This is a genomic window from Mesorhizobium wenxiniae, assembly GCF_002284535.1.
Lineage (GTDB): Bacteria > Pseudomonadota > Alphaproteobacteria > Rhizobiales > Rhizobiaceae > Mesorhizobium > Mesorhizobium wenxiniae.
This window is the reverse complement of sequence record NZ_NPKH01000022.1, coordinates 1-1,268: the sequence shown is the minus strand read 5'-3', so window position 1 is coordinate 1,268 and position 1,268 is coordinate 1. Positions and strand designations below refer to the sequence as shown.

Annotated in this window: 1 protein-coding gene; it reads left to right on the top strand. The window is 64.0% G+C overall.

Annotated features, from left to right (window positions below; genetic code table 11):
- Nucleotides 1–132 precede the first annotated feature (132 nt).
- Nucleotides 133–1,268: extracellular catalytic domain type 1 short-chain-length polyhydroxyalkanoate depolymerase (locus tag CIT31_RS16265; protein WP_101918694.1), on the top strand; the 1,136-nt coding region annotated here is incomplete at its 3' end.

Genomic DNA, 1,268 nt, shown 5'->3' with positions numbered 1-1,268 from the left:
CCGGCCCAGAGGGTCGGCCGGACTCCATCTCCCCCAGCTCCCTTGTTATTGTGCAGTGCAGCAACGATATTGCTGCGCGTGCGTTGCACAGATGGCCCGTCCATTCCGGGCGTCACAACAGGGACGGCTCCATTGCGAAAACTCTCCGATACCATCGCCCGGCTCACCGCGCTGCAGGTGCGACATGCCGCACATCCCGCCAACCTCGGCGCATCGGACCATCTCCAGACGCTGGCCGACTTCGGTACCAATCCCGGCGGGTTGGGAGCGAAGTTCTACATCGCCAATCACCTATCCAAGGGCGCCCCGCTCGTCGTCGTGCTGCATGGCTGCACACAGAACGCGGCCGCCTATAACCATCATTCCGGCTGGTCCCAACTCGCCGACGAGGCTGGCTTCGCGCTGCTCTTTCCCGAACAGCAACGCGGCAACAATCCGAACCTCTGTTTCAACTGGTTCCAGCCTGGCGACACCAAGCGTGGTTCGGGCGAGGCGCTTTCGATTCGCCAGATGATCGAGACGATGGTCGTCACCCACGGTCTCGACCGAAAGCGCATCTTCATCACAGGCCTTTCGGCCGGAGGCGCAATGGCGGCGGCCATGCTGGCGACCTATCCGGAAGTGTTTGCCGGCGGTGCGATCATTGCCGGTCTGCCCTACGGCAGCGCAGCGACAATCCCGGAGGCCTTCGATCGCATGCGCGGCCACGGCGGTCCTTCGGAACAGGATCTGCAACGGGCCCTCCGCGGCGCATCGGATCATCGGGGACCGTGGCCGAGGATTTCGATTTGGCACGGTGCCGCTGACCACACGGTTTCGCCTTCCAACGCGGAAGCGATCGCAGGCCAATGGCGGGGAGTTCACCGGCTTGAGAAAGCACCGACGCATCAGGAAGCTGCCGGACCGCACGCGAAGCAGGTCTGGCGTAACGGCGCGGGAGAGGCTTTGATCGAAATCAACATGATCGCCGGGATGGGCCACGGCACGCCGGTCGGCGACGGCCTCGGCGCTCCAGGACCTTATATGCTTGATGTCGGCATCGGCTCCACACGGGAGATCGCGCAGTTCTGGGGGATCGCGGCAACGGAGGAAAGCGCCTCCCGGAAATCGAGGCCGCAAGTCCCCGCCAGCCAACGGCCACCCCAGTCACCGGCGCCAGCTATGGAAAATGCGAAGACGAAGCCCCGACAGTCGACTGCCATCCATCAGTTCCCGCGTCACCCGGAATCGGGCCAACCCGGCGTGAAGAAGATCATCGAGGATGCCCT